Here is a 26920-nt window from a genome sequence, read left to right as displayed (position 1 = left end):
TCTGCTAGTCTAGAGCCTTTCTAAAATTTAATCTCAGGCAATTAGCTTAAGCCTAAATTCAAAAAGTATGATCCAAATTTTTATCTGACAAGAGGATATAAAAATTTAAAGCTTATTTCATTGCCGTTATCAGTTTATTAAATAGAACATTTTTCATTATTAATTCGCTGAATGACTGAAACAGCTGAAAGTCGACTAGGATAGTAGGATAATTTTTTGTTCTTTTCGGCTTTCATTTATGTCGAATTTTAAAGTGCGAGTTAAAAATGGCAACTGAACCTCTGAACCCTAAACGTCCACTTTATATTCCCTACGCAGGTACTGCATTACTTGAACTCCCATTGCTGAATAAAGGCTCAGCTTTCTCTGTAGAAGAACGTATTCATTTTAATTTACATGGACTTTTGCCCCAAGTAATTGAATCGATTGAGGAACAAAGTCAGCGTTCGTATCAGCAATACTGCTCATTCAATGATGCAATCAATAAGCATATTTACCTACGTAACATCCAGGACACCAATGAGACGCTTTTCTATCATTTGATCGAAAATCACTTAAGCGAAATGATGCCGATCATCTATACGCCAACGGTAGGAGAGGCATGTCAGCATTTTTCCGAGATTTATCGCCGTCATCGCGGGGTTTTTATTTCCTATCCAGATCGGGATCATATTGAGCACATCCTGCATAACGTGAATCGAAGAAATGTCAAAGTGATTGTGATTACGGATGGAGAGCGCATTCTTGGTTTAGGTGATCAAGGCATTGGCGGAATGGGTATTCCGATTGGAAAGCTGGCTTTATATACGGCCTGCGGAGGCATTAGTCCGGCCTATACCTTGCCAATTACCTTAGATGTAGGCACGAACAACGAGCAGTTGTTGAATGATCCGATTTATATGGGATGGCGTCAGCCTCGTATCACCGGTGATGAATATTATGAATTTGTCGAAATGGTGATACAGGCAATTCAGCAAAGATGGCCCGATGCGCTGATTCAATTTGAAGATTTTGCCCAGCACAATGCCATGCCTTTACTGGAAAAATATCGAGATCGAATATGTTGCTTCAATGACGATATTCAGGGTACGGCAGCTGTGGCAGTAGGCAGTTTGATTGCGGCTTCCTATGCGTCAAACAAACAATTAAAAGATCAGACCATTGCTTTCTTGGGAGCAGGTTCAGCCGGTTGTGGGATCGCTGAACAGATTGTGGCAAAAATGGTGGCAGAAGGCCTGACTGATGCTGAAGCGCGTAAGCGGGTTTTTATGGTGGATCGCTTCGGCCTTATTACTCAAAACCAGCCAAACCTATTAAATTTCCAGAGAAAACTGGCTCAAGAACCAGAAAATATTGCTGAATGGGGAAATGCCGAAGAGATTATTTCTCTATTGGATGTCATCAAATATGCAAAACCCACAGTACTGATTGGGGTCTCTGGACAGCCGGGATTATTTAGTAAAGAAGTAATCACGACCATGGCTGAAAATTGTGAACATCCGATCATCTTTCCTTTATCGAATCCTACTTCTCGCGTAGAAGCTGTTCCAGCCGATATTATTCAATGGACCAATGGGAAAGCTCTGATTGCTACAGGTAGCCCATTTGCACCCGTTAATTATCAGGAACACATTTATACTATTTCTCAATGTAATAACTCTTATATTTTCCCGGGAATTGGACTAGGCGTGATTGCTTCAGGCGCTACACGAGTCACGGATAATATGCTGATGGCATCAAGTAATGCCTTAGCAGAATGCTCTCCAAAACTTCAAGACCCAACCGCCAATTTGTTGCCAGATCTGGATCAGATTCAGCATATTTCCAAGATTATTGCTCTAAGGGTTGCACAAGCTGCGGTTGAGGATGGCGTCGCTCCAAAAGTTGGTTCTGAGGTGCTGCAGAAAGCCATAGATGCGAATTTCTGGATACCGGAATACCGGGAATATAAGCGTGTGACCTTTTAATATTATTAGGGAAAGGGCAGTCTAAAATTAAGTAAAGCAGAGCGATGACATTGTTATTTCTCTGCTTCTTTGTTTGCAGGAAACGAAAGTACACTAAAATGTAGAAGTTTAATTCACTCAAGCAATATGGATTTATTTTATCAAGTCGTTGAAATTAAATAAAATATAATGAAAATTCTGTAAATAATAAAATAATATTTATAAGGTAATTAAATATATATATAAGAAAACTTGATTATTTTAAATCTTCCTGTATACTGGCCTTAACTAGAAAAAAAAGTCTTGTTGCAAAAAATCTTCCTTAAGTATCGTCGTTTTATTCATAATCCTTCGTTTTATCCAGATTTTAAGTTCCATTCTTTATTATTTTCAAAGTTACAACTGGTCATTCAGATGACTAAAAATTATTAAAAATTAGTAGGTTTTATTATGTCAAACTCAAATATTGTTAAAGGTACTGTAAAGTGGTTCAACGAAACTAAATGTTTCGGTTTTATTCAACAAGAATCTGGTCCAGATGTTTTTGCTCATTTCAGTGAAATTGCTAGTTCAGGTTTTAAAACCTTAATGGAAGGTCAGCAAGTTGAATTCAGCGTAGTTCAAGGTCAAAAAGGCCCAAATGCTGTAAATATTACTGCGCTATAAGTCTGTAGAATAAAAAAGCACGCATCAGTGCTTTTTTATTGTTTTAAATAAAAGTTAAAAAGCTTTTTCTAGATTGGAAGAAGTATAAAAATAGGATACAAGTTGTTAAAAATTAATGAATTAATTGCAAAATCTAAAAATGGTACAGAAATTATTGTTTCTTTGATTCCCTTGAATAAAATGCAAAATACACGTCAAGGTTTTAAGGAAATTGAAGTAGGTAAAAGAGTACTGCTTCAATCAGGAATCGAAGTTGACCTGAATCTAGACGGTCGTACATTTTATACATCTTTAAATCAATTATTTAAATTAAATCATAAAGTTATTTAATATTTAAATTATATATTGGCTAACCAATTTCTAGCCGATCTCTCTTATAATCATTACTAAAGGTTTATTTATGCTTAAGCAAAATATTAATGTGAAAGATCAATTCGGTGTTCAATACGTGATTCAGGCTACTGTTGACCCTGATTTTGTTCATACCCAATCGGATTCTAACGTTAAACATATTACGGTTGAAGGTGAAAATATTCGCCCAAGTTTTGAAATGTTTTTTCAAAGCACCATCAGCGGCAAAATTTTCAAAATTATTTAGTGGTCATATGACATGACCAAAAGTGAATATAAAAAATCCTGGTATCTTGCCAGGATTTTGTCTTTGAAATTATTCACTTCTTAATTAAACCTATTCATCGTCTTATAAATAAACCCTGAATTAATAAGCACATTTTAGTTCACACTTAAATCGACTTAGCCATCATTTCAGTGATCTATATTTTATATCTTCTACTATTTATGCTTTTAGGCATACAACTATCATGAACCTATAAAAAATCTAATACACATCAAATCAGAAAGCCAATCAGAGTTAAAACCCGTCAAGGTTATTATAAGTTTCGTTGGTATGAACTTAAGTCATATAAATGACTGAGGATATACAGCTGGTTTAAGGTGGTGAGCAAGGGCAGTTAAGTTTTCTTTTTGCTAGGACATTCAGAAGCTAAGTATTTAATCTTTTATTTTTGAATATTTAATACTCTATAGATGATCATAAAGTCAGGAGTTTACTCTATGAATAAATGTATAAAATTACTCGCCAAAAAAAATTAAGTATTACTTTTCTAGAGAGTGCATCAGCAGGTTACCTGGCTTACCGATTTTCCCAAAATAAATATTCTGGCGATATTCTATATGGTGGACTGGTGTGTTATGACATGGGTGTCAAAGAGAATATTTTAAAAATCAAACCTGAATTTATTAAAAAATATACCCCGGAATCTATGGAAGTCACGCAGGAAATGGTCAGAAAAGCCAAGAAAATGTTTTATTCTGATATTTATATTGCCTGTACAGGACTCTTAAAAAGAGGCGGGACAGAAACCAAAGAAAAGCCAGTAGGAACTTTTTTCTATGTAATTTCTTATAAAGATGAGCTTTATAGTTTCCGCTTTCTTTGCAGAGGAAAACCGAGAGAGAAATTAAAAAAACTGGCGAGAAATATCAATCTGAGCTTAATTGAAATCCTTGAAGGCAGTCGGGACAAGAAAAATAAATAGCTATTTATTTAGTTCTCACTGATCGCTAATACACAGATCATGAAAATGTTCTGCTATAAAAAATCCCAGCCGAAGCCGGGATTTTTTTATATTAAATTGGTCAATTAGTAAGGATAGTTAGGGAGAGGGCCGTTTGCTGGAATGGTGAGCCATTGTCCTGTTGCCAGGCGATTTGAACCGCCATCTGGTTGCGCATAGAAATACAAAGGTGCGGTAGGCAGATTAAGCATGGCGACTGAAGCATGTGCGGTTGCAGTTACAGGCAAGCCATAAAGTGCATAGAAATCTTTTAGGTCATAGCCCATGATTTTTGAACTGAGTACATAAATCAGGTCAGGGCGGCTCATGTTTTTCGCATTAAATGCAGCTAGTCCCAGTTTATTCTTATCTGCTTGAGAAGCTTTACTTAAATCGATCTGGTTATATAAACGTTGTGCCGTATTCAGTAGGCGTATGAACTCAAATACACCCTGAAGATCAGGTCGTGATTTACCTTGATGTAAACGGGTATAGTTCATGGCCATCTGGATATGGAAAGCCTGCATCGATACATGATAGCCATCTTGCCATAAGCGTTTTTCCATGGCGGCACGTTGTGCCTCACCTGACAGACCAAGACTTCGTGTATCCTTGATATTGGCATATAAAGTTGGGTGACGGAAATTGCTGGCATTACTGTCCTGAGCATATAGATGATATTTACGCATCATGCTTAGGCCTGCCAGAATGTTGTTATTACATTCCACTACGCAACCAATAGTTTTCCCGGTTTCAGTGGAAGGGAATACCATGGTTAAGACATCCTGAACAGTATTATGTCCCAGTTCATGCACCCAGCCCCAACCGGTATCAATGCCAGTTGACCCATCTGATGGATTTCCTGAGCACAGGAAGCCACAGGTCGCAATCCAGCCCACAAAATGTTGAACATTCGGGGCACGATGAACTGTGCCGGTACAATCCCAGCCTAATTCATTACAACGCTGTGCCGTACTGCTATCCAGCGGCATGTTGTTATAACCGTTGGCAATGTGGTTACTGTCAAAGATTACGCCCTTAATCTGATCCACATAGGTACGTGCCGATCGATCACCAATGGCTTTTAAAGCATAGTCATTGGTCTGTTGAATTTCACCACCAACAAATTTAAAAGTGTTCCAGCCGAAGTTTCTACTTTGCAGGATGCTGGTGGCTTCGCTAATATCCGCTTCAGTGATCATTTGAGTAAAATCATAATGCGCATATTTTGCTGCGCCTTTGATTTTTAAGGTCACCACCGAGCCTGCTTTGGCATTGCTGTAATTCAACATCAATGGTCCACCGAACGGGCTAATAAAGTCATTGCTTTGAGTGGCGTCTAATTTTACGGTGAAACTATTGGGACGGCGAGGACGTTTATAGCCGCCATCATCAAAGGGATTGCCCCAGGCACGTAAATAGCTGGTCTGGACTGAAAGCTGCGCACCCTGAGCATCAACAATCTCAATACTGACAGGTTTGCCCGGAATGCTGGCACGACCAATTGCGGTAATTCCGCTGCCTTGCGGAATGGTCACGGTAATGGTTTCGGCTTGAGCACTGACAGCCATATTTTGTGCAGATGCTGGCATATAATCGCCAGCACCATTTGGATTCACCAATGTGGTTTTGCGTTTATAGTCCGTCCAGGAGTCGCTGGCATAGGTACGCATAAAAGTCAGAGCATCGCCATTTTTCGACAGTCCGCTGTAATTCACGCCTGGACGCCAGAGATCTGCCAATAACACCAAAGCTTTTAGAATCTGATTATTATTTTTTGCGCTAAATGCAGTAATGCCTTGTGCATTTAAATTTTGTAGATTGGTAGAAGCTTTATTGATGGTTTAAATCAACGGATTATTGGCATTTAAATCACCTAGACGTGCCGCACTTGGTGACTTGAAATATTCCAACATTTGGATCGTACTATCAATGTCATTCACTTTATTCCATTGATCTGTGATGGAACGTCCTGAAGACATGAGTAAAGTATCTTGGCCACGCCAGTAATTATTATTGGTTTCAATCTTCAATGCCGAAAAGATTTTTTCCATCGGTGTAGTGACGTTATAACCCATTGCCTGGAAATATATTGGCTTACCTGCCTCCAGATATTCCTGAATCAAGCTGGATTCAAAATTATTGGCGCCAATATTACTGCCTAAAATCATCAGGTCAGCATCTTTCCAGCAGGTATTGGTTTGATCCAGTACATTACATTGTAGAAAGGTAACTTTAACCCCTAAATGCTGGGCAAAATAATTCTCTATCATGCTCAGGTTGGTTTGTGCCAGACCATTTACGGTAAGTTTTAGTTCTTGTTTAGGCTGTGCTTGTGTTTTCCCAGTTAATAGCCAGCGAAAACCATTGTTGAGCACGGGTGCAAAATCTACCATGTCAGGATTATTCGCTGAGATCCCCCCAAGCATATTCTGGCCAAAAGCCAGCGCACGGCCTTTACCGATTTGTGATGCGACTCCCAAACCACAGCCTTTATTCGCCTGCTGACTTAAATTCCAGCCGCAGGCTTGATCTGAAACTGCGATTGGTAAAGCTGCGCTTAAATCATAAGGATAAAGATTAATCGAAGCAGTTGGCGTAAATTGCAGTTGAGGTTGCAAAACTTTGCCATTCGAACTGGTATAGAGTGAGGTAATTAAACCCTTTTGTCATGTTTGTTGTTGCTTGGCGAGCTGCAGGGCCCAGTCTAGCAATGTAGCGGAATCTTGCTGAATCAAAGGTCGGGCATCACCTGTGCTCAATGCCTTATTAATCCGGGTGGTTGTTGGCATTTGTGGATTTAAAGGTGGTGTACTGCCATCAGGTGTTTCTACAGGTGAGGGGGATGATTCCTCGTTATCAGATGGATTAGTTGTTGATGGTGGATTAACAGCAGAATCTGGTGTTTCTGCAGGAGAAGATGTTCCGCTACTGCCACCTCCACCACAGGCAATCAGACTCATCGATAGCGATAAGGCTAGTAAGGTTGTTCTCAACCTCAAATAATTTCTTTCCACAATTTTCCCCAAGGTATAACCAAAAAGACGACATTATTTTTAAAGTTGTCGTAAATATCAGATGAGAATTATAGAAGTAAGTGTCGATAAAATAGAACTAATATTTAATTTAAGTATATGTTTTTCAATGGTAAATAATTATTAAAAATAATTTTAAATGTGATGTGGGTTGATTTAATTTTTATTTGTTTTAATTAGGCCGCAGTTTAAAAATAGCCTCAATCCCAGCTGAAATTTCATGTTCTATCAGTTTTGACTTCGAACTTGAGCAGGGCTAGCGCGATTCTTTCTACATGTTGATAAGCAGGTTGCTCTAACTCCTCACCGAAAATATCCGGATCAATTTCCTCATAACACCAGTCAATATTTTGATGCTGTTTCATCAAAGCTTCCAGATGCTGTAAGAAGCGATTGCCATCCTGACAAATAGTGACGCCAGTATATAAAAATAGACGTCCATCTGGACTGAGTCGCTGTAAACCCTGTTTGATAATCTTAAAAGACAATTCATTGCCATTCAGTTCATTGCCTCCATGACGGTATTGTCGTTGATCTGGATCAATTAAATAAGGAGGATTGGCAAAAATCAGGTCAAACTGGCCTTCAAGACCAGAAAATAAATTACTCTGCACAGGATGAATCGTATCAAAACCTGAAAAGTCGATATTAATTTGGCTATAGAGAAGGGCTTTCGGATTCAGATCTGCGACAAAGATTTCCTTATGATCTGGAAAATATTTAGCTATATGAATCGCAGTAGCAGAAGTGCCACAGCATATTTCAGCTGCTCGTTTAAAAGAATTGGCCTGGCAAGATAAATACTGCTTTAAATGATAAGCAAAACGGTAAGTATCAGGACCAAAAAAAACAGCATCCTGTTGGGTCGTAGGAAAGGCTGAGTGAATAAATAATTCGTCTTCGAGTGAAGCGACTCTGATCAGACTTTTATATGCATTATCTTGAACTTCCAAAAGTTGATGTTCTAACAATAATGAAAAAAGAACAGGATCAAGATCGGTAATTGTAAATTCCAGATTCCAACCAAAGATATCCTGTAAGGTTTTATATTTATTTTTTTCGCTTCTTTTACGATCCAGAATCCGTTGATGGGAAAGTGGCGTAATGGCGGTAAACTGATATTGCTGCTGTTTTAAAAAGTCTAATAAAAAGTGCAGAGCTTGTTGCTGGCTATTTTGAATTTCTAAAATCTGGTTCATTAGATGTGCTCTTCGGTTTATTCAGAATAAATGAAAAGGTGCATACACCTGTTTAATCTATACAAGATAATGACCAGAACAGCCATTCGCTATATTGATTCAATCAAAATGGATCAGCTCAATCTTCGCCCAAAATTTACTGTTGTTCGGTAAAAAACTGATGTGAATTGGTTTAATTTGTATAGTGGTATATTGAAGCCCAAATCCTTATAAAGAATGAATCACTTTTATTTTTATATGTTTTCTATAAAAAATGCCGACTGATCAAAATGATGGGTCGGCATAGACTGAATATAAATAGAAGTTTTAATTAGCAGCTTCTGGTAAATCAAACCAGATCACTTGTGCATCTTCAATTGCTTTAATCTCTGCGTCATCCATAAAGGCAATCGCACCACCAGCTTCAACTGTATATTCTGCAATTTGTACTGAGCCAGAAATCACATGTACATAATTGATATGCTGGGTAGCCTTAATATCTAGACTTTGACCTTGCTGGATCACGGCTGTTTTGACTTCAGCATTTTGACGAATGTGCATGGGTGCATTGTCATTTGGTCCACAAATTAAATGCCATTGATTCGGTTGTTCTTTTGCATCCAGACGAATTTGCTGATAATTTGGCTGAGCATCATGTTCATTCGGAATGATCCAGATTTGCAGGAGACACACCTGTTCATCACCTTGGTTCATTTCACTATGACGTACACCGGTTCCAGCACTCATCAGTTGCCATTCACCTGCTGCAATACCGCCATGATTGCCCATACTGTCCTGATGAGTAATCGTGCCTTTCAATACACAGGTCAGGATTTCCATATTGTCATGCGGATGGGTACCAAAGCCCTGATGTGCATCAATCAGATCATCATTAATAACGCGTAAGGCACTCACGCCCATATAGTTCGGATTGTACCAGTTGCCAAATGAGAAGCTGTGTTTAGACTCCAGCCAGCCCATTTTTACATGACCACGATTTTCACTTGGATGTAGAAAAGCTTTCATGAATTTATCTCACTTTAATTTTTAACTTGAGATCATCATAACGTTGTTTTAATTCTTAAAAAATTATAAACAGGCGACAGATCATTGCATTTTTGCAACGATGTAAGAGAAAGCAGGTATAAAAAAGCCCACTCGTAAGCAGGCTTAGGTATTTAAATAAAGATTATTCAAGGAAACGCACTGTTACACCTGATTTCACTTTACGGCCTAAATCATTCGCATCCCAGTTAGTCAGACGGATACAACCATGTGATGCAGTTTTAGAGATTGCAGATGGATTTGGCGTACCATGAATACCAAATGATTTTTTGCTTAAACCGATCCAGATATTACCTACAGGACCGTTTGGACCAGGTGGTAAAGAAAGTGGTTTCTTGTTGTTGCCTTGAACAAAGTTAGATGGTGAGTAGCTATACCATGGGTTTTTCGCTACGCCAGTCACTTTATAAGTTCCTGTTGGCGATGGAGTACTCGAACTGCCAATCGTTGCAGGGAAAGAAGCGATCATCTGGTTACGGCTATTGAACAGATAAAGCTGCTTAGCACCTTTATGCGCCACAATTAAATGAATATCTTCAGGCACTTCATTGCGGATATTGGCAACAATCAGCTTTTCCCCAGCTTTCTTAAAGGTAGCTTTTGGATTTAACTTTTTCAAAAAGTCTTCATCCATATGGAATTTTTCACCCAGCATTTCAGTTACGCGAGTGTAATACAGACCTTTCATTTTTGCCTGTAAGGCATAGTCAGAAGGAATAGACTCGGCATAAGGACCTTTCAGGTCTTCTTCAGTGATAGTGTATTCCACAAAAGCAGGCTTAGAACCCTGTTTAGCCAATAGGGCATCCCAAGTTTCCTGAGTCAACGTACCTGTTGGTTTAATACCATTCATTTGCTGGAAAGATGCAATCGCTTTCAAGGTATTTTTACCGCTAGTACCGTCAATCGCACCTGGAGAAGCATGGGCATTATTTAGCATGACATGCGCACGTGCATATACCGGAAATTGGCCTTTACCAATATCTTCATACCAGCTTGCATTATTAAGGCCGTCTAAAGTCCAAGATGCTTTCGCAGCAGCAGAATTTGTCGATGCTTTAGTCGTGGTTGGAGCAGCACCGATATTGGCAGTCTGGTCTTCAGTATCTTGTAATACATCTAATGCTTCAGAAGCTTTCTTCAGATCTTGTTGTTCTTGAGCACTAATTCGAGTTTCTGCTTGTGCTGCCGAAGCTTCAGTCGCTAAAGGATCAATCGGATCCTGAACCGCAACATCAGTGACAACTTGGGGGTTTAATGGTTGTTCAGCAGTAGACGCAGCGAAAACAGTACCTGCGAAAATGCAACCTAGACTCACAGCGAGCATTGTGCGAACGAACATGTAACTCAACCTTAAAAATATTTCGTTAACTATGTGAAAAAACACTATAAGTATTACAGAAAAAATGTGGAGATGCAGTAGTTCTTTTGTGTAATTCCTCACATTTGATCACTTAACATGATCGGTTTTTAAAGTCATGAGAAGTTATTCAAAATGCAGTCATTTTGTTATGATGTGGGCAATATCAAAGATAGATAGGAAAGTGAATGACGACCTTAAAAAATGATCGTTTTCTACGCGCATTGTTACGTGAACCTGTAGATACTACCCCTGTATGGATGATGCGTCAGGCAGGCCGTTATTTACCAGAATATCGAGAAACACGTGCCAAAGCAGGGGATTTCCTTTCTCTTTGCAAAAATACTGAATTTGCCTGTGAAGTGACTTTACAGCCTTTACGCCGTTATGAGCTGGATGCGGCCATTTTATTTTCGGACATTCTGACTGTACCAGATGCTTTAGGTCTGGGTCTGTATTTTGAAGCAGGTGAAGGTCCGAAATTCCACAAAACTGTGCGGACTGAACAGGATGTGGCTAATTTACCCAAATTCAATGCCAAGTCTGACCTTGATTATGTAATGAATGCAGTGTCGACCATTCGTTCCGCTTTGGGTGGGCAAGTACCATTGATCGGCTTCTCTGGCAGTCCGTGGACCTTGGCGACATATATGGTTGAAGGGGGTTCGAGCAAAGACTTCCGCTTCACTAAAAACATGATGTACGCACAGCCAGAGGTTCTGCATGCTTTATTAGAACGTTTAGCAGATGCTGTGACTGAATATCTGAATGCCCAGATTGATGCAGGTGCTCAGGCAGTACAGATCTTTGATAGCTGGGGCGGGGCACTTGCGCATCGTGAATATATTGAATTTTCACTCAATTATATGCAGAAAATTGTGGCAGGTTTGCAACGTGAAAAAGATGGCCGCAAGATTCCAGTGATTCTGTTTACCAAAGGTGGCGGTCAATGGCTGGAGCCTATGGTTGCGACCGGTGCAGATGCTTTTGGTCTGGACTGGACTACACCGCTCAATGTTGCGCGTCAGACTGTTGCAGGCCGTGCCGCACTACAAGGCAACCTGGATCCGGCAACTTTATATGGCACTCCAGACGCGATTGCTAAAGCAACCAAGTTGATGCTGGATGATGCCTATGCCAACGGCGAAACAACCGGTTATGTAGCCAACTTAGGTCATGGCATTACCCAGTGGGTGGATCCAGCCAATCCTAAAGTATTTATTGATACCGTACATGAGTACAGCGCTAAATATCTTTAGGATGTAAACCTTGATCGACTTTTTTAAATCAGGGTTTGAATTTACCTATAAGGCAGCTTCGGCTGCCTTATTTGGGATTCTACTCCTGCTTGCTTTTGCACAAACCGCATCGATGGGTAGTGAACTATTTTACGGTTTCTATCGCTATGACTATCTATTATTTTTCGCTTTACTGATTCAGGTGGTATTGCTCTATACCAAACTGGAATCTTGGGCCGAAGCCAAAGTAATTGCCTTGTTCCATATCATGGCGATGGTTATGGAAATTTTCCTGACCCATCCGGCGATTGCATCCTGGCAATATCCACAACCTGCAATTTTTAAAATACTGACTGTGCCTTTATTTGCCGGCTTTATGTATTCGGCTGTCGGCAGTTTTTTTGCACGTTCCTTACGCTTATACCAAGTTTCATTTGAAAAATTGCCGCACTTTAGCCATATGCTGGCTTTGGCAGTACTGTCCTACATCAACTTTATGAGTAAATTCTTCATTCCGGACTATCGTTTGCTGTTATTTGTCTGGAGTGTAGTGATGTTCTGGAAAACCAGAATTCGATTTCAGTTGAATCAGCATGCTTTTCAGCTGCCGATGTTACCTGTCCTGTTGATTTTGGCTTTCATTATCTGGGTGGCTGAGAACATCAGTACCTTTTATCAGATCTGGCTATATCCAAGCCAGGTAGAAAAATGGCACATGGTCGGTTGGGGTAAGCTCGGTTCCTGGTATTTACTTTTATTGCTCAGTCTGGTGCTGGTATTAAAGATTCTAGGACAGCGTAATTCTCAAGGTAACTGGAGTCTAAAAACCCGGTAAAACTATTCTGTTTATCTTTATGTAAATTGGACATTTTTTTCATTGCGCCAAATTAGACTTCCCGCTACTCTCCTGAATGTGTAATGAAGATTACATCATTAGCGTAATAACAAAAGATGCATGAGAATAACCGGAGAATAAGTATGTTAAAAAAGATTATGCTCGCTGTGGTATTGGCAACGGGTTCTGGTATGGCGATGGCGGATAGAGATGTAGGTTGTGGTATTGGTAGCCAGGTATGGGCAGGCCAGTCAGGCATTATTCCTAAGCTGCTTGCAGGTACAACAAACGTCCTGTTTACTAACCAGTGGCTGGGTATTACTTTCGGTACTTTAGGATGTAGCCAGGGCGGTACAGTAACGGCTCAAGTCGTGACTTTTACCAATGAAAATGCTGAGGCATTGGCACGTGATATGGCCGTAGGTGAAGGTGAAAGCCTGAATGTACTGGCTGAACTGCTAAATATCAAGGCAGAAGACAAAGCACGTTTCTTCACTGTATCTAAGCAGAATTTCTCTGAAATCTATTCAGAAGAAAACCAGAATACTTTACAAGTGTTAAGTACTCTACAAACAGTCATGGCTAAAGATGAAGTATTAAAAGCTTATATCTAAGTATCGCTGTAAAAACCCTGCTGTCCTGGCAGGGTTTTCTTATAAATAAAAACTGAAAAGAACCGTTGACTGAATGAAATATGCTTTTTTGCTCTCAGCCTTGCTGTGGAGTCCCCTAAGTTTTGCATCCGAAATTTCTCCAGATATTCAAGCTTATCTAGAACAAGCCACACAAAAAAAATTGCACCAGACCGCGACCTGGCAGCGTTTGATGTATGTCAATGCTGAAGGAAAAAGTGAAGTCAGCTATGCTGGCTATTTTCTGGCAAAGCAGGGCAAGACAGACCTGCAACTTGAATTGGAGCAAAATATACAGGCATTGTTTGAGCCAGCAGAACCCAATCAGTCTGTACGATGTAAATTTCCGGCGCGTAGTCAGTGGTTAATGCAACAGCTGAATATTCCTGAACAGCAATTGCCTGAAGCGAGTTGCCCGGATTTTGAGCGCTGGATGAATGAAGTCAAGCCTTATCAAGCGACCCTGATTTATGCCACCGATTATATGGGTAATCCCAGCTCCATGTTTGGTCATACTTTGCTGCGTCTGGATCCCAAAGACCAGCAGCAACTGAATCTGGTTTCTTATGCGGTCAATTATGCTGCCACAGTTGACAGTAATGATAACTGGTCCTTTGCCTGGAAAGGGCTGACCGGACAATATCCGGGGGAATATTCCTTGATGCCGTATTACCGCAAAGTCAAGGAATATGGTGACTTTGAAAGCCGTGATTTATGGGAATATGAACTTAATTTAACACCTGAAGAAACCGGTTTTCTGGTGAAGCATCTCTGGGAAATGCAGCAGGTAAGTTTCCCTTATTATTTCATTAATGATAACTGTGCTTATCGTCTACTAGGGCTTTTTGATCTGGTGCGTCCTGAACTGAACTTGCAGCAGCAATTCGATACCGCCGCGATTCCGGTCGAAACTTTAAAAGTTGTGGAACAGCAGGGACTGATCAGGAAAAAGATTTACCGTCCGGCACTGGAAACTCAATTACTGGCTCAAGCCCGGCAACATGGCAAATCCTTGGCAAAAACTGCGCATCAGGTAGCGTATGCAGAAACCTCTGAAATGGAAACCATGCTGCAAAATTATCCGGCTGAAGATCAGGCCAAGATTCTGGAAATGGCCTACGACCATTTATATCTGGATTTTCTTCGTCAAGAAGTTGATGAATCTTTTGCCCAGCCGCGCTTTCGCAAATTATTGGGCCTAAGAAGTCAGTTGGCGATAGACAAACAGCGTCAGCAGCCAGAGCGTCCAAAAATAGATCCGGTTCAAAGCCATCATGCCCGAAATATCGTTCTTGAAACTGGGCAAGTACAGGGTGAGACTTTTGTGCAGTTGGGGCATCGTCAGGCTTATCACGACCTCATGGATCCGCAAGGCGGGCTTCGTACAGGAACCCAATTATTATTCCTTGATGGTGCATTGCAGTATCGTGATGACCGCGTGAAGCTGGAGCACCTGGATCTACTTACAGTGAATTCCTATAACCCGATCAATGCATTTAAAGCGCCGTTATCTTGGGGTTTTAGTTTGGGCTGGAAACAGGAAGCACTGGATCAGCATGGCCAGTTTAGTACCGAGCAGCAGCATGGCGTAGCCAATTTTCAGGTTCAGGGTGGCTATAGCTGGGCAAATGAAGCACGTGAACATCTCTGCTATGTGCAATTACAAAATCATGTACAGGCCGGAAAAGCGCTAGACGAAGGATGGCGTATCGGTATGGGCCCAACGGTCGGTTGCCAGAATATCTGGACAGATCAGATCAATAGTCTGGTACAGGTGGAATTACCGTATTGGGAAGACTCCCATCAGTGGCAGCTGAAGTTGAAAAACCAGTTGCAATATGCCTGGAATGCACAAAATGCCATTCGGGCGGGCTGGGAATATCAGCAACAGGAATCGAAAGGCTGGGAAAAATGGAGTCTGGGCTTAGTCCATTATTTTTAATTTGGTTAACATAACCTCGAATATTGAGTAAATGAAGTTTATAGATCAAATGACTTGTATTTGAATGTTTAAAATAAATTCATGTTCGGAGACTTCTACCGATATTATCAAAGATTGTATTCAGTAATTGGGTTAAAATGCCTGAATATTGTTGTATTTGTCACATAATATCACTGCGAATCGCAAGTATCGGGAAAAGTTATATGAATAATGAGTGTATGGCTATGCTGGCGGAGCAGTGGAAGCAGATCTGTCAAAATTATTCATCGGATGATTTGCTACACGCATTTCAGTTTATTCAAGACCACTCGTCGGTACTGGTAGAAGAATTCTATAAAAATATGCTTCTGGAAGAAGAAGCATCTCAATATTTTACTGATGAGCTGATTCAGCAACGTTTACGAGATACTTTACATCAATGGCTTTCAGAAAGTTTTAGTGTGGCGCTAAATAAGCGTTATGCAGAGGCCGTGCAAAAACAGAATATCGTTGGACATGTGCATGCACGCGTCGGGATTCCATCCTGGCTGATTATGCGTGGTGTACGAGAAATTCAGCGCAAAATATTTGAATTGCTAAGTTTAAATCCGCAGCCAAACATGCTAACTACCTGTAGCTATATTGTACAAATCATGGGGTTTGCCACAGAAATTATGTGTCGTTCCTATGAGGCGAAATCAGTTCAGAATCAGGAAATGAAGCACAGTTACCGGGTATTTTCTGCAATGCAGGATGTCGCGGTACAAAAAGATAAACAGCGCAGTTCATTGCTGGATTGGGAAAATGAGCTGATGTTCAAGGTCTTTTCTGGAACTACATGCATTAGACATCAAATGCTGTCCAAGTCAGAATTTGGCTTATGGTTTATTCATAAGGCGTCTTATGCCTTTACCGGTTCCGATCAGGTCGATTTAATTATCGAGCGAATTTATCAGATTGATACGCTAAATCAGGCAGTGCTGGAATGTACTGAAAAAGATCAGATGCTGAATCTGATTCAAAGTATTCGTGATTTAAACCGTGAAATACAGCACTTGGTCGATCAATTATTTCAGGTTGCAGATTACATCGAATCTGGAAATGACTCTCTAACCCAGTTATTGAATCGCCGTTATTTAAATACCATTATTTCACGTGAAATCAACTTCTCTCGTGATAACCAGACACCATTATCCTTGCTAGCGATTGATGCCGATTTCTTCAAAGCCATTAATGATAAATATGGTCATGCAGCTGGTGATCTGGCCTTGAAATTTATTGCTGATGCCTTACAGAAATATATTCAGGGCAGTGACTATGCATTCCGTGTCGGTGGTGAGGAATTCCTGCTGCTGCTGGTCGATTCCGATGAAAGACGTGCACTGAATATTGCTGAAAATATTCGTAAATATGTAGAGCATGGCTTGATCAGTACGGCTCAAGGACAGCAATTTAGACTCACGGTTAGTATCGGCTGTGCGTTATTTGATGGTCACCCAGATTACCAAAGATTCCTGGATGCCGCAGATGCTGCACTGTATATGGCTAAAAATACAGGGCGTAACAGGGTCTATCTGGCGCAACCTTCTCAAATTCAGGGCACACAAAAAGCGTCTGTCTAATTTAAAATTTGCTGCTGAATCGCAGCCTGAAATTGCTGTTTTTGCCGTACATATTCGGGATGGACTTTGGCTTTATCCCATTTTTGTTTAAATATTTTCGCTGCAGCAGCTTTAACCGGATCTTCAGAACTGCGCGGCAATTCCTCACGCCCATGCGCACCACTTAAACCCTTTTTATCATCTGGAACCGGACCATCGTATTTTTTGCCGCCTTTATGATTGGCATAACGTCGGGCGCGGGTATAACCCATTTGTAAAAACTTGCGTGCCATATCGGCCCCGACGAAATCTTCATGTTTTAAATATTCTAGAAACAGGGCATAAATTTTTTCACTACTGGCTTGGGCTTTTTCCGCATCTGCAAAACGCCAGTGGGGCAGAATTTCCGACTTATAAGGTTCTACTAAAAGCACGCCTTGCTCACCGCGTCCAATCCGGTATAAGTCTGGACGTTTACGGAAATCAATTTTTTTAAAATCTAGACTATAGTCAAAACTATTTGAATGAACACGTGAAGGGCGTTTAGGCGGATCAGGCTGTTTTCTACTCATGGCTGTTTCCAGAATTTATACACTTGGATCATGCAGCCTTCTAAACAAAAGATCTGTATTTAAACATGGCAGGAAATGTAGTCAGGAAATTAATTATGCAGCATCAATTTGTTTATTTTTAAAACTAGGGAAGTTAAGTTAATGAGACAACTTTTTGAAAAGAATGTAGGGATAAAATTTTAAGAAATTGAATGAATACGTAGAAAAGTTAAGGAATTGATTGCAAAATTCCTTAACTGATGAAGATATTGAATTCGTACTTATCTTTTAACTTTCTACCACGACATAATATTTTTTAACGGCTTCAACCACTTCAAAAGTGCCAATAAAACCGGGTGGAATAATGCCGGCTTCACCTGCTTTGATTTCAACAAAGGATTGTCTTTGAGCATCATGTAAACGGACGATCCCTTCGATTACCTGAAAGAATTCCTGTTTATTCTCGGCAAATACGATATTCCACGCACCCACTTCACATTGCCAGATTCCGCAATCCATATTGGGATGTTGATAGGCACTCTGAGTCAGGCGTTTAGGATTGCCTTTAACCAGCCGGTCTGGCCGTGGATAATCGATACTTTCTTCAGCCTGGCCTAAACCTTGACCCGCAATCCAAATAGATGACATTTTCGTAACCTCACCGTGTAAAAAAGCCCCAATATCAATTGAGGCTTTCATGTATGAATCTATATTAATAACTTTCTGGTACAGCGCCTAAAAACTCACGGCGGACTTCTTTATCGGTTTTAAAGTCACCGATAAATGACACCGTACGCGTCGTCGATTCCTGTTTGCCAACACCACGCATCATCATACACATATGTGCTGAATCAATCATCACAGCCACACCACGTGCATTGGTGACTTCAGCAACCGCTTCTGCGATTTGCTGGGTCAGATTTTCCTGAATCTGCAAACGACGGGCAAACATTTCAGTAATTCGGGCAAATTTAGACAGCCCCAATACCTTGCCTTCAGGTAAATAGGCAATATGTACACGGCCATAAAATGGCAATAAATGGTGTTCGCAGAGTGAATAAAATTCGATATTTTTCACTAAAACCATTTCACGGTTATCTGATGGAAAAACCGCACTATTGGTCACTTCTTCCAGAGTCTGGCTATAACCTGAGGTTAAATACGAAAACGCTTTCGCAGCACGCACGGGCGTATCTTTGAGACCAGGGCGATTGAGATCTTCACCAACGGCAGTAAGAATGTTTGCGTAAGATTGCTGCATAGTCATATGACGTATTCACTTAAACTGAGAATGAACAAGGACGGCATTGTAGCAGAAATCTTTTACAATGCCTTATTTTGGGGGTAAATCCGCTTACTGTTTAAACTTTGGATTTTTTTCTGCACGTTTTAGCAAAACTAAAACTGCGCCAGTGCCACCCTGTTTTTCAGGCGCACTGACAAAGGCCAGAACATCACGGTGCTGACGTAACCAGCCGTTGACATAAGTTTTTAAAATCGCTTCCGGCCCTTTGCCATGTACGATCTTGATCACGTTCTGGTTTTCATCTTTGGCGATCTGGATAATCTGAAGCACAGCCTGACGTGCCTCTTCGACCGTACAACCATGCAGGTCGACAGCTTCGAACCAGCGCAGATTGCCTGCTTTTAAATCTTCAAAAACCTTATGCTGCAAGGTCGCAATGCGGTAGCTTAAGCTCGCTTGACTGCCAACCGGATTGAGCATGGCTTGAGTATCAGACAGGACGGTTTCATCGGTATGCATGGGGCCTTCGGCAGCAGCACGCTTGGCCAAAGTTTGCGCATCGACTTTTTTCTTGGGAGATTTTTCTATTTTCGCAATATTGCCGGCATCAATTTTTTGTACGCCTTGCATCTGCTTGCGAAATAGATCGAGGTCTTCCTCCTGTTCCTGCTCCGCTGTTTTCACGACAGGGGCAACAGGTTCAGCCTTAGGCTGAGGATGACTAATTTGCTTTTTAAGATCTTTGAGTAAATTGTACTGATCTTTAGAAAGCGAAGAATCGTGTTTGCTCATAATCTGGAAACGGGGGAGATACTGAATTTGGTAAATTATAGTCTTAAATGACTGAAAGGAGAAATGAATTGCACTAAATACAACATATCCCAAACCCAGCATTAATTTCTCAATAGTTTTCTAAGATTGTATAGCTTGATGAACTTTAAATAGAAAATAATTCATGAATATTCTCCTTTTATCATCTTAACAGTTGCCTCGATGGAACATCTCTCTTTAAATATAAATCAATCAAACCTGGAAAATAAAAAAATGAGTTATTCAGGCAGTTGTTTGTGTGGCGATGTCCAGTTCAAAGTAAATACGAATATTCAGGCCATGTATCATTGTCACTGCAGTTTATGTCGTAAACAGAGTGGTACGGCCGCGAATGCAGCAACTTTAGTTCATCAGCAATATTTTGAATGGACCTCAGAACAGACTTCAATTTCCTGCTATCAAAAAGAGACCGGATTTCGTTCTCATTTTTGTCAACACTGTGGCTCGCCTGTACCGAATCAGGTAGGTACAATTGCATTGATCTGGATTCCTTTAGGGCTTCTGGATCAAGCACCCAAAATTCAGCACAGACTGAGTTTTTGTCTGAACTCGAAGGTGGATTGGGCAGATGAAATCAAGGCGGATGAGTCCAATTCTGAACTGCCAGAATTTGAAAAATTAATCTCTTATTTTGATCATTCAACTCAGTATTAAATGAATTTGGTTAATAGAAATAAAAAAAGCCCCATGCTGAGATGGGGCTTTTTTATACTTAATATTTTAAACCGATTCAGGCTCACCGAATAAATCACGGAAAGCATGATCTGGGCGTGGCTGTTTCATGAAACTTTCACCGACCAGGAAAGCATGAATATCATGTTCCTGCATCATCGCAACATCAGCAGGGGTTGCGATACCGCTTTCAGTGACCAGCAGGCGTGAAGGATCCAGTAATCTTTTTAAACGTAGTGATGTATTCAGGTCGACATCAAAAGTTTTTAAATTACGGTTGTTTACACCCAGTATACAATGATCAGAAAGTTTTAAAGCACGCCCTAATTCTTCTTCATCATGCACTTCAACCAGTACATCCAGATTATGCTCAAATGCGGTTTTAGACATTTCCTCTAACTGCTGATCAGACAGGCAGGCCACGATCAGCAAGATACAGTCTGCATTTAAGGCACGTGCTTCAATCACACCATAAGGATCGATTAGGAAGTCTTTACGCAGCGCAGGCAAGTCACAGTGCGAACGGGCGATCTGAATATTTTCATCAGCACCCTGGAAAAAATCCACATCTGTCAGTACAGATAAACAGGCAGCGCCGGCATCCTGATATTGCGCCGCAATTTCTGCAGGATTGAAGTTTTCACGAATCACGCCTTTGGACGGAGAAGCCTTTTTAATTTCAGCGATTACACCCGGACGTTTAGACATTAAAGATTGAGCAAAACCACGTACAGGTGTCGCAGCTTGTGCCAGTTCTTCAACATCCTTATAGCTTTTTTGCTTAAGACGGAGAGCGAACTCTTCTTTCTTACGATCAACAATTTTACCCAAAATTGTATTTGCAATATCAACCATGATTCAAATTCCTGACCGTATTAAGCTTCATATTGTTTGATGGTTTTGGTGAATTCAGACAGCACGCTCATTTTTTCCAATGCCTGGCCACCATAAATAATATCGTGTGCCAATGCCACACCTTGCTTATAGCTTGAAGTCAGGCCTGATACATAAATACCAGCACCGGCATTTAGGGCAATCATATTGGCAGCCTTATGACCGATCTCAGATTTCTTCTTGCCTAAGGCATCTTTAATCAGAGCCAGACTTTCTGCTGAGCTTTCAATAATTAAACCAGTTAAGGTTTGCGATTCAATATCGACCTGTTCAGGAATGATTTCCCATTCAGTGATTTCACCGTTTTTCAGCTCAGCCACATGGGTAGAAGAAGCCAGACTGATTTCATCTAAGCCATCACGTGAATGTACGACCATCACATGTTCAGCACCGAGCTGTTTCATGACTTCTGCAATCGGGCGGCAAAGTTCATTGGAAAATACCCCGATGACCAAACGTTTTACACCGGCCGGATTCGTAAGCGGGCCGAGCAGGTTGAAAATACTGCGAATACCCAGCTCTTTACGTGGACCAATCGCATATTTCATGGCTTTGTGATGATTCGGTGCGAATAGGAAGCCCACACCGATATCACGGATACAGCGTTCGGTTTGCTGCATATTTAAGTCTAGATTAATGCCTGCCTGTTCCAGTAAATCTGAAGAGCCTGATTTGGTAGAAACACCACGGTTACCATGTTTGGCAATCGTTGCACCAGCTGCTGCAATTACAAAGGCTGAAGCGGTAGATACGTTAAACAGGTTTTGTCCATCACCGCCTGTACCGACGATATCCACCAGATGAGGGACATCACTGACATCAATTTTGGTTGCCAGTTCACGCATGACACGTGCTGCAGCAGTAATCTCGTCAATACTTTCGCCTTTCAGGCGTAGACCCATGAGCAGAGCACCGATCTGGGCATCGGTTGCTTCGCCAGACATAATGGTGCGCATCACGTCTTCCATTTGTTCCTGAGTCAGGTGAATGTTTTTAGTAATATTGCTTAAAGCTTGTTGAATATTCATGACTTGCGTTTTGCCCATTATGCGTAAATTTCAAGAAAGTTTTTAAAGATCTGATGACCATGCTGGCTCAGGATTGATTCCGGATGGAACTGCACACCTTCAATCGGTAGTGTCTTATGTTTAATCCCCATGATTTCTTCCATAGAGCCATCTTCTTCATTGGTCCAGCAGGTCACTTCCAGGCATTCAGGTAAAGTGGCCTGATCAATCACCAGCGAGTGGTAACGCGTCGCAGAGAAAGGATTCGGCAAGTTGCTAAAAATGCCTTTGTCGCTGTGATACATGTCAGACAAACGACCATGCATGACGCGTTTGGCACGAATAATATCGCCGCCAAAAGCCTGACCAATACTTTGATGTCCCAGACAAACACCGAGCAGGGGAATCTTGCCGCCAAAATGCTGAATGGCAGGAATCGAAATTCCTGCTTCACTTGGCGAACATGGACCAGGACCAATCACCAGATACTTGGGTTGCCATCGCTCAATATCCTCCAATGTCACGGCATCATTGCGGACTACTTTTACTTCTTGATTCAGTTCGCCAAAATACTGGACGATGTTATAAGTAAAGGAGTCATAGTTGTCGATCATTAGAAGCATGAGCTTAACCTATTGAAATTATTGCACTTAACTGTGCTAAAGTGATCCAGATTGAGCTTTATCGGGACTTGTTGCAAGTCTAGGGAATACACGACTAAATCGTTGATTTCATTGTGTGAAAATAAAGCACGCCTCATCATAGCAAAAAATAGCCACATCGGGCGCAATAATTTTTCAATTTTCAGCCTGGTGATTAGCTCACAGCCTTTTAAATATTTTAAATGTGCGTATAAGTAATTAACTGACGAAAAGTAAGTTTAAATAAATATTGCAGTTATTATTTTTTTAAATTAAAAATAAATAAGTTTTAAATAATTAAAATAATTATGCTGAAAAAAACATCATTTGAATAATAATGCATGGGATAAATCAAACGATAAGATCGGCAATTTGAATAAAAGTGACTCAAAATAGTGATATTTTTAAGTACATAAACCTACATATTGCGCTTTGTAACTGGTAAAAATTAACCAGAATTAAACGAAATTGAATATTTTTTAAACTAAATTAGCATAAAAACGCAAATCCTCACTGAAAAGTGCTCCTATTCTTACCTAATATGAAATCGTCGCACTATTTAGGTGCGCTAAAAAAATACCTGCAACAAATCTCAGGAAGAATGCTTGAATATAGTGCATTTAGTTTAAGTCACAGTATAATAGCGACAAGGTATTTTTATCTTCCTATGTTTTCTTATAAAGATTTCAAGATTTTAGATATACTTTTAAAAGTTGGTACGCTAATTGCTTAATAGATACCAACTTCTAACACGCACTTTGCGAGTGCAACAAAAAACATCGGAGCAAAATGAGCATGGCGAACAAGGTCCTTCAACTCATACAAGAAAGTGGCGCGAAATGGGTCGATTTTCGCTTTACTGATACCAAGGGTAAAGAACAGCACGTTACTTATCCAGCAGACAGTATTGATGAAGATACGTTTGAAGACGGCAAAATGTTTGACGGTTCTTCAATCGCAGGTTGGAAAGGCATCGAAGCATCGGACATGATCTTACGTCCAGATGCAGAAACAGGTTTCATCGACCCGTTCTTTGCAGAGCCAACTGTTGTTGTGACTTGTGACGTTATCGAACCATCAACTGGTCAAGGTTATGAACGTGACCCACGTTCGATTGCTCGCCGTGCAGAAGAATACCTGAAATCTACAGGTATCGGTGATACTGCATTCTTCGGTCCAGAACCAGAATTCTTCGTATTTGACGAAGTGAAATGGGACATCGACATGTCTGGCGCGCGCCACACATTGATCGCTGAAGAAGCTGCTTGGTCTACTGGTAAAGATTACGAAGCAGGTAACTCAGGTCACCGTCCACGTGTTAAAGGTGGTTATTTCCCAGTTCCTCCTGTTGATTCTCATCAAGATATGCGTGCAGACATGTGTGCAAAAATTGAAGAAATCATGGGCCCAGGTCGTGTAGAAGTACATCATCACGAAGTTGCATCTTGCCAGTTAGAAATTGGCGTGAGCTTCAACACAATGGTTCGTAAAGCTGACGAAGTACAACAGTTCAAATATGCTGTTTGGAACGTTGCGCACCAATACGCTAAAACTGCAACCTTTATGCCTAAACCAATGGTAGGTGATAACGGTTCAGGTATGCACGTTCACATGTCGATCTCTAAAGATGGCAAGAACCTGTTTGCTGGTGATGAATATGCAGGCCTTTCAGAAATGGCATTGTACTTCATCGGTGGTGTGATCAAACATGCTCGTTCATTGAATGCGATCACTAACCCATCTACAAACTCATACAAACGTTTGGTACCGCACTTCGAAGCACCGATTATGCTTGCTTACTCAGCGCGTAACCGTTCAGCTTCTATCCGTATTCCTTACGTTTCTAGCCCTAAAGGCAAACGTATTGAAGCACGTTTCCCTGATCCAATGATGAACCCGTACCTAGGTTTCGCTGCATTGTTGATGGCGGGTATCGACGGTATCCAAAACAAGATTCACCCAGGTGAAGCTGCTGACAAGAACCTGTACGATCTTCCTCCTGAAGAAGAAGCGAAAATCCCTACAGTGGCACACAGCCTTGAAATGGCACTTGAATCTCTTAAAGAAGATCATGACTACCTGCTTAAAGGTGGCGTGTTTACTAAAGAAATGCTTGATGCTTACATCGAACTTAAGACTGAAGATGTACGTCGTCTGAACACGACTACTCACCCAGTTGAATTCGACATGTACTACAGTCTGTAATTCTGATCTGAATTTCACTGTAAAAAAGACCCGCCTTTGTGCGGGTTTTTTTGTATGATGCTGTTATTGATCAAAGATATGAAGTTATGGCACAACGTAAAAGACATACCGGCTTTTTTCCCTGGATTGATCCGCAGGATCATAGCAAAGGCTTTAAACTGAATTTTTCTGAAGTGACCTATGTAGAAGTCGCGCGTACACCTGAAGGCTATAAGCAGGTTGAGTTTGTGGCATTACGTCATCCTGAGCTGGCTTTGGACTATGAATACCCGCAAAGTTTTTATCTCACTACAGATGGCATGATTTTGAAAAAGCTGCCAAATGGAAAATATGAAGTGATTGCAAAGACAGATAATGCCTAATCGTGAAGTTGATAACGTTGTGAGTGTAAAATTTAAAAATCCACATGGACCGCATATACCTGCTGCGCTTCGAGAATGGCTGTATGCCTCAGGATCATTGACGCAGCAATTAACGGATCTGGCTAGTGGACAGTTTCGGGTAGAACCACAGCAGGAACATTTTCAGCGTCTGGAATTTGTGGATGCGCGGTGGATGCAGATGCCACATCAGCATACGTCCTGGGTGCGGGAAAGTTATTTATATGGCTGTGAAGAGCAGCCATGGGTCAAAGCAAAAAGTATATTTCCGATATTAAGCTTGCAAAAACGTGCGCGGATTTTTCAGCATATTGGATCGAAGCCGATTGGCTGGCTATTATTCCAGCGGACCAATCCAAACTGTGAACGACGTGTGATTTATCTGGAAGAGGGTTGGACCCGTCAGAGCTGCTATACTTGGCATGGTTGTAAATTTATCGTACAAGAAACATTTTTACCGGCATTTGAACACTTTATACAAAATCAACAGGCTTAACTTGATATGGCAACTGCACAAGCAATTACCTGGCGTGAACGTCTGAGCGCCTATTATTATCTTTGTCGTTTTGATAAGCCAATTGGCACAGAGCTGGTCTTTTGGCCAACCATGTGGGCGCTATGGGTCGCAGCAAAAGGTGTTCCTGATCTCAGTATTCTGGTGCTGATGATTCTAGGTGTAATTTTTATGCGTGCAGCGGGCTGTGCGATCAATGACTTTGCCGACCGTAAAGTGGATGCTCATGTGGAGCGTACCAAAACTCGCCCATTGGCCACCGGTATTATTAGTGCTAAAGAAGCAGTGATGGTCTTTCTGGTGCTCGTCGCAGCCAGTGCCTGCCTGTTATTTTTCCTGCCGATTGAAACCTTTTACTGGTCCTTTGGAGCCTTGTTTTTAGCGTTCATTTATCCGTTTATGAAACGCTATACCCATTTGCCGCAGGTATTTTTGGGAGCTGCATTTTCCTGGTCCATTCCGATGGCTTATACCGCTGTCGGGCAGACACCGGACTTAACCTGCTGGCTTCTCTATTTTGGCAATCTGGCTTGGACCGTGGCCTATGACACGCAATATGCGATTACCGATCGTGAGTATGATTTAAAGATTGGAGTAAAATCGACAGCCATTTTATTCGGTCAGCATGATATTCAGATCATTAGTACCTTACAGGCTTTAAGTCTGGTCTTGATTGGCGCAGCATTATGGATTGAGGATTTGCTGATTCCATTTGGCCTGATGGGGCTTCTAGCCGTCGCAATTGATTTTATTTATCAATGGTCCAAAACTCGAGATAAGGACCCACAGCGCTGTTTCTGGGCTTTCCGTCATAACCGTTGGGTGGGGCTGATGATTTTCCTTGGAATCTTTGCCGCGCTTCTGTAACTGCACCTTGTCGATTCATAACAAAAGCATCCTATAAGGGTAATGCCAGTCAGTTAAG

Annotated in this window: 28 protein-coding genes; 15 read left to right on the top strand and 13 right to left on the bottom strand. The window is 41.0% G+C overall.

The window, feature by feature from the left end; all coding sequences use genetic code 11:
* Positions 1–266: 266 nt before the first annotated feature.
* The 5 genes from G5T77_RS14680 to G5T77_RS14660 all read left to right on the top strand — a co-directional run bounded on the left by G5T77_RS14680 (position 267) and on the right by G5T77_RS14660 (position 4171).
* A complete protein-coding gene (locus tag G5T77_RS14680) occupies positions 267–1967 on the top strand; it encodes an NAD-dependent malic enzyme (protein ID WP_159124414.1) in 1701 nt (566 codons plus the stop codon).
* A 429-nt stretch (positions 1968–2396) separates the two neighbouring features.
* Positions 2397–2612, top strand: a complete 216-nt coding sequence (locus G5T77_RS14675; RefSeq protein ID WP_166138556.1) for a cold-shock protein — start codon at positions 2397–2399, stop codon at positions 2610–2612.
* A 102-nt stretch (positions 2613–2714) separates the two neighbouring features.
* Positions 2715–2942 (top strand): hypothetical protein, encoded by a 228-nt coding sequence (locus G5T77_RS14670; RefSeq protein WP_004782813.1) that lies wholly within the window; start codon positions 2715–2717, stop codon positions 2940–2942.
* 70 nt (positions 2943–3012) lie between these two features.
* Positions 3013–3210 carry a hypothetical protein gene (locus tag G5T77_RS14665; RefSeq protein WP_034706083.1) on the top strand — a complete coding sequence of 66 codons (198 nt, stop codon included), beginning with the start codon at positions 3013–3015 and terminating at the stop codon, positions 3208–3210.
* A 484-nt stretch (positions 3211–3694) separates the two neighbouring features.
* The gene (locus tag G5T77_RS14660; RefSeq protein WP_159124413.1) at positions 3695–4171 is read left to right on the top strand and encodes a nicotinamide-nucleotide amidohydrolase family protein; all 477 of its coding nucleotides are present in this window, start codon (positions 3695–3697) and stop codon (positions 4169–4171) included.
* 104 nt (positions 4172–4275) lie between these two features.
* Here the strand turns inward: G5T77_RS14660 and G5T77_RS17265 are convergent, their stop codons facing one another.
* The 6 genes from G5T77_RS17265 to G5T77_RS14640 all read right to left on the bottom strand — a co-directional run bounded on the left by G5T77_RS17265 (position 4276) and on the right by G5T77_RS14640 (position 10809).
* Positions 4276–5985 (bottom strand): ImpA family metalloprotease, encoded by a 1710-nt coding sequence (locus G5T77_RS17265; RefSeq protein WP_354667262.1) that lies wholly within the window; start codon positions 5983–5985, stop codon positions 4276–4278.
* Between the two features lie 48 nt (positions 5986–6033).
* Positions 6034–6810, bottom strand: coding sequence for a hypothetical protein (locus G5T77_RS17260; protein WP_240904252.1), 777 nt, complete (start codon positions 6808–6810; stop codon positions 6034–6036).
* A 48-nt stretch (positions 6811–6858) separates the two neighbouring features.
* Positions 6859–7185: a hypothetical protein gene (locus G5T77_RS17255; protein WP_252719424.1), complete on the bottom strand. Its 327-nt coding sequence runs from the start codon at positions 7183–7185 to the stop codon at positions 6859–6861.
* A 257-nt stretch (positions 7186–7442) separates the two neighbouring features.
* Complete coding sequence (locus G5T77_RS14650) at positions 7443–8423, bottom strand: class I SAM-dependent methyltransferase (protein ID WP_159124412.1); 981 nt, start codon at positions 8421–8423, stop codon at positions 7443–7445.
* A 306-nt stretch (positions 8424–8729) separates the two neighbouring features.
* Positions 8730–9428 carry a pirin-like bicupin family protein gene (locus G5T77_RS14645; RefSeq protein ID WP_166138559.1) on the bottom strand — a complete coding sequence of 233 codons (699 nt, stop codon included), beginning with the start codon at positions 9426–9428 and terminating at the stop codon, positions 8730–8732.
* Positions 9429–9591: 163 nt separating this feature from the next.
* Complete coding sequence (locus G5T77_RS14640) at positions 9592–10809, bottom strand: L,D-transpeptidase family protein (RefSeq protein WP_166138562.1); 1218 nt, start codon at positions 10807–10809, stop codon at positions 9592–9594.
* Between the two features lie 206 nt (positions 10810–11015).
* Here G5T77_RS14640 and hemE point away from each other — a divergent pair, with 206 nt between their 5' ends.
* The 5 genes from hemE to G5T77_RS14615 all read left to right on the top strand — a co-directional run bounded on the left by hemE (position 11016) and on the right by G5T77_RS14615 (position 17075).
* Positions 11016–12086, top strand: a complete 1071-nt coding sequence (gene hemE / locus G5T77_RS14635; RefSeq protein WP_166138565.1) for a uroporphyrinogen decarboxylase — start codon at positions 11016–11018, stop codon at positions 12084–12086.
* 10 nt (positions 12087–12096) lie between these two features.
* Positions 12097–12900 carry a DUF817 family protein gene (locus G5T77_RS14630; RefSeq protein WP_166138568.1) on the top strand — a complete coding sequence of 268 codons (804 nt, stop codon included), beginning with the start codon at positions 12097–12099 and terminating at the stop codon, positions 12898–12900.
* A gap of 143 nt (positions 12901–13043) precedes the next feature.
* Positions 13044–13514, top strand: a complete 471-nt coding sequence (locus G5T77_RS14625; RefSeq protein ID WP_004782788.1) for a DUF3015 family protein — start codon at positions 13044–13046, stop codon at positions 13512–13514.
* Positions 13515–13587: 73 nt separating this feature from the next.
* A complete protein-coding gene (locus tag G5T77_RS14620; protein WP_166138570.1) occupies positions 13588–15474 on the top strand; it encodes a DUF4105 domain-containing protein in 1887 nt (628 codons plus the stop codon).
* Positions 15475–15677: 203 nt separating this feature from the next.
* Positions 15678–17075, top strand: a complete 1398-nt coding sequence (locus tag G5T77_RS14615) for a diguanylate cyclase (RefSeq protein ID WP_166138573.1) — start codon at positions 15678–15680, stop codon at positions 17073–17075.
* Here G5T77_RS14615 and G5T77_RS14610 read toward each other — a convergent pair.
* The 4 genes from G5T77_RS14610 to G5T77_RS14595 all read right to left on the bottom strand — a co-directional run bounded on the left by G5T77_RS14610 (position 17072) and on the right by G5T77_RS14595 (position 19643).
* Positions 17072–17626 (bottom strand): DUF4385 domain-containing protein, encoded by a 555-nt coding sequence (locus G5T77_RS14610; RefSeq protein ID WP_159124405.1) that lies wholly within the window; start codon positions 17624–17626, stop codon positions 17072–17074. The two genes, G5T77_RS14615 and G5T77_RS14610, sit on opposite strands and share 4 nt — an antisense overlap.
* A 267-nt stretch (positions 17627–17893) precedes the next feature.
* Complete coding sequence (locus G5T77_RS14605) at positions 17894–18253, bottom strand: cupin domain-containing protein (protein ID WP_159124404.1); 360 nt, start codon at positions 18251–18253, stop codon at positions 17894–17896.
* 64 nt (positions 18254–18317) lie between these two features.
* Complete coding sequence (gene folE / locus G5T77_RS14600) at positions 18318–18866, bottom strand: GTP cyclohydrolase I FolE (RefSeq protein WP_171064799.1); 549 nt, start codon at positions 18864–18866, stop codon at positions 18318–18320.
* 93 nt (positions 18867–18959) lie between these two features.
* Positions 18960–19643: a Smr/MutS family protein gene (locus G5T77_RS14595; protein WP_034590020.1), complete on the bottom strand. Its 684-nt coding sequence runs from the start codon at positions 19641–19643 to the stop codon at positions 18960–18962.
* 252 nt (positions 19644–19895) lie between these two features.
* On the opposite strand from G5T77_RS14595, the gene G5T77_RS14590 reads away from it, so the two are divergent.
* Positions 19896–20336, top strand: coding sequence for a GFA family protein (locus G5T77_RS14590; protein WP_166138576.1), 441 nt, complete (start codon positions 19896–19898; stop codon positions 20334–20336).
* A gap of 66 nt (positions 20337–20402) precedes the next feature.
* Here G5T77_RS14590 and trpC read toward each other — a convergent pair whose 3' ends face one another.
* From trpC to G5T77_RS14575, 3 genes are read right to left on the bottom strand one after another with little or no spacing between them, the layout of a single operon-like run.
* Positions 20403–21209 carry an indole-3-glycerol phosphate synthase TrpC gene (trpC, locus tag G5T77_RS14585; RefSeq protein ID WP_166138579.1) on the bottom strand — a complete coding sequence of 269 codons (807 nt, stop codon included), beginning with the start codon at positions 21207–21209 and terminating at the stop codon, positions 20403–20405.
* A 20-nt stretch (positions 21210–21229) separates the two neighbouring features.
* Positions 21230–22276 carry an anthranilate phosphoribosyltransferase gene (trpD, locus tag G5T77_RS14580; RefSeq protein ID WP_034590018.1) on the bottom strand — a complete coding sequence of 349 codons (1047 nt, stop codon included), beginning with the start codon at positions 22274–22276 and terminating at the stop codon, positions 21230–21232.
* A 17-nt stretch (positions 22277–22293) separates the two neighbouring features.
* Positions 22294–22878: an aminodeoxychorismate/anthranilate synthase component II gene (locus G5T77_RS14575; RefSeq protein ID WP_004782771.1), complete on the bottom strand. Its 585-nt coding sequence runs from the start codon at positions 22876–22878 to the stop codon at positions 22294–22296.
* An 807-nt stretch (positions 22879–23685) separates the two neighbouring features.
* Between G5T77_RS14575 and glnA the strand changes: the two genes are divergently transcribed.
* The 4 genes from glnA (at position 23686) to ubiA (ending at position 26862) form a co-directional block, all read left to right on the top strand.
* Complete coding sequence (gene glnA / locus G5T77_RS14570) at positions 23686–25101, top strand: type I glutamate--ammonia ligase (RefSeq protein WP_171064793.1); 1416 nt, start codon at positions 23686–23688, stop codon at positions 25099–25101.
* A gap of 86 nt (positions 25102–25187) precedes the next feature.
* Positions 25188–25463, top strand: coding sequence for a hypothetical protein (locus tag G5T77_RS14565; protein ID WP_125279762.1), 276 nt, complete (start codon positions 25188–25190; stop codon positions 25461–25463).
* Positions 25456–25977 (top strand): chorismate lyase, encoded by a 522-nt coding sequence (locus tag G5T77_RS14560; RefSeq protein ID WP_125279763.1) that lies wholly within the window; start codon positions 25456–25458, stop codon positions 25975–25977. The genes G5T77_RS14565 and G5T77_RS14560 overlap by 8 nt, the downstream gene beginning before the upstream one ends.
* Positions 25978–25983: 6 nt before the next feature.
* Positions 25984–26862 carry a 4-hydroxybenzoate octaprenyltransferase gene (ubiA, locus tag G5T77_RS14555; RefSeq protein ID WP_166138582.1) on the top strand — a complete coding sequence of 293 codons (879 nt, stop codon included), beginning with the start codon at positions 25984–25986 and terminating at the stop codon, positions 26860–26862.
* Positions 26863–26920: the final 58 nt, after the last annotated feature.

The sequence above is a fragment of the Acinetobacter sp. GFQ9D191M genome (assembly GCF_011174875.1).
Classification (GTDB): domain Bacteria; phylum Pseudomonadota; class Gammaproteobacteria; order Pseudomonadales; family Moraxellaceae; genus Acinetobacter.
Note: the sequence above shows the minus strand (reverse complement) of the source record. Positions and strands in the feature narration are given on the sequence as shown.

What these genes read in the sequence shown, in the direction of transcription:
- G5T77_RS14680 (WP_159124414.1), top strand. Translation starts at nt 267, where the DNA reads ATGGCAACTGAACCTCTGAACCCTAAACGTCCACTTTATATTCCCTAC.
- G5T77_RS14675 (WP_166138556.1), top strand. Translation starts at nt 2,397, where the DNA reads ATGTCAAACTCAAATATTGTTAAAGGTACTGTAAAGTGGTTCAACGAA.
- G5T77_RS14665 (WP_034706083.1), top strand. Translation starts at nt 3,013, where the DNA reads ATGCTTAAGCAAAATATTAATGTGAAAGATCAATTCGGTGTTCAATAC.
- G5T77_RS14660 (WP_159124413.1), top strand. Translation starts at nt 3,695, where the DNA reads ATGTATAAAATTACTCGCCAAAAAAAATTAAGTATTACTTTTCTAGAG.
- G5T77_RS14650 (WP_159124412.1), bottom strand. Translation starts at nt 8,423, where the DNA reads ATGAACCAGATTTTAGAAATTCAAAATAGCCAGCAACAAGCTCTGCAC.
- G5T77_RS14645 (WP_166138559.1), bottom strand. Translation starts at nt 9,428, where the DNA reads ATGAAAGCTTTTCTACATCCAAGTGAAAATCGTGGTCATGTAAAAATG.
- G5T77_RS14640 (WP_166138562.1), bottom strand. Translation starts at nt 10,809, where the DNA reads ATGTTCGTTCGCACAATGCTCGCTGTGAGTCTAGGTTGCATTTTCGCA.
- hemE (WP_166138565.1), top strand. Translation starts at nt 11,016, where the DNA reads ATGACGACCTTAAAAAATGATCGTTTTCTACGCGCATTGTTACGTGAA.
- G5T77_RS14625 (WP_004782788.1), top strand. Translation starts at nt 13,044, where the DNA reads ATGTTAAAAAAGATTATGCTCGCTGTGGTATTGGCAACGGGTTCTGGT.
- G5T77_RS14620 (WP_166138570.1), top strand. Translation starts at nt 13,588, where the DNA reads ATGAAATATGCTTTTTTGCTCTCAGCCTTGCTGTGGAGTCCCCTAAGT.
- G5T77_RS14615 (WP_166138573.1), top strand. Translation starts at nt 15,678, where the DNA reads ATGAATAATGAGTGTATGGCTATGCTGGCGGAGCAGTGGAAGCAGATC.
- G5T77_RS14610 (WP_159124405.1), bottom strand. Translation starts at nt 17,626, where the DNA reads ATGAGTAGAAAACAGCCTGATCCGCCTAAACGCCCTTCACGTGTTCAT.
- G5T77_RS14605 (WP_159124404.1), bottom strand. Translation starts at nt 18,253, where the DNA reads ATGTCATCTATTTGGATTGCGGGTCAAGGTTTAGGCCAGGCTGAAGAA.
- folE (WP_171064799.1), bottom strand. Translation starts at nt 18,866, where the DNA reads ATGCAGCAATCTTACGCAAACATTCTTACTGCCGTTGGTGAAGATCTC.
- G5T77_RS14595 (WP_034590020.1), bottom strand. Translation starts at nt 19,643, where the DNA reads ATGAGCAAACACGATTCTTCGCTTTCTAAAGATCAGTACAATTTACTC.
- G5T77_RS14590 (WP_166138576.1), top strand. Translation starts at nt 19,896, where the DNA reads ATGAGTTATTCAGGCAGTTGTTTGTGTGGCGATGTCCAGTTCAAAGTA.
- trpC (WP_166138579.1), bottom strand. Translation starts at nt 21,209, where the DNA reads ATGGTTGATATTGCAAATACAATTTTGGGTAAAATTGTTGATCGTAAG.
- trpD (WP_034590018.1), bottom strand. Translation starts at nt 22,276, where the DNA reads ATGAATATTCAACAAGCTTTAAGCAATATTACTAAAAACATTCACCTG.
- G5T77_RS14575 (WP_004782771.1), bottom strand. Translation starts at nt 22,878, where the DNA reads ATGCTTCTAATGATCGACAACTATGACTCCTTTACTTATAACATCGTC.
- glnA (WP_171064793.1), top strand. Translation starts at nt 23,686, where the DNA reads ATGAGCATGGCGAACAAGGTCCTTCAACTCATACAAGAAAGTGGCGCG.
- G5T77_RS14565 (WP_125279762.1), top strand. Translation starts at nt 25,188, where the DNA reads ATGGCACAACGTAAAAGACATACCGGCTTTTTTCCCTGGATTGATCCG.
- G5T77_RS14560 (WP_125279763.1), top strand. Translation starts at nt 25,456, where the DNA reads ATGCCTAATCGTGAAGTTGATAACGTTGTGAGTGTAAAATTTAAAAAT.
- ubiA (WP_166138582.1), top strand. Translation starts at nt 25,984, where the DNA reads ATGGCAACTGCACAAGCAATTACCTGGCGTGAACGTCTGAGCGCCTAT.